This is a genomic window from Lactobacillus sp. UMNPBX17 (genome assembly GCF_002553735.1).
Classification (GTDB): domain Bacteria; phylum Bacillota; class Bacilli; order Lactobacillales; family Lactobacillaceae; genus Lactobacillus; species Lactobacillus gallinarum.
This window is the reverse complement of record NZ_PCYT01000179.1, coordinates 1-435: the sequence shown is the minus strand read 5'-3', so window position 1 is coordinate 435 and position 435 is coordinate 1. Positions and strand designations below refer to the sequence as shown.

Genomic DNA, 435 nt, shown 5'->3' with positions numbered 1-435 from the left:
ATTGCGAATAGTTCGAATATAAACATCAACAGTATTGGTTTGACCAACGAAGTCATATCCCCAGACTGTATCAAGTAATTCATCACGACTTTTAACTTGCTCAGGATCACGCATCAACTCAGTGATTAAAGCAAATTCCTTAGGAGTAAGATAAATTTTTTCATTATCACAATAGAATTCATGCTTAAGCAGATCAATTTTTAATGGGCCAAATTCTAGGGAAGTATCAGGGACGTCATTTTGCTGCCGCATTTTTTCCAGTCTTCGCAAGACTACCCGAATTCGTGCCAGCAATTCCTCGATTTCAAATGGTTTGGTGAGGTAGTCGTCTAGTCCCTGATCAAGAGCAGAGCTTATATCAGAGGCAGAATTTTTGGCGGTAAGCATAATAATAGGGACATCACTTTGCTTGCGGATTCGCCGTAACACGGTCAT

Annotated in this window: 1 protein-coding gene; it reads right to left on the bottom strand. The window is 40.0% G+C overall.

Translation table 11 applies throughout. The annotated features are described in order from the left end of the window. Positions 1-435, bottom strand: a 435-nt coding sequence (locus tag CP368_RS10190; RefSeq protein WP_143468337.1) for a response regulator transcription factor, incomplete at both ends; no start/stop codon positions are given.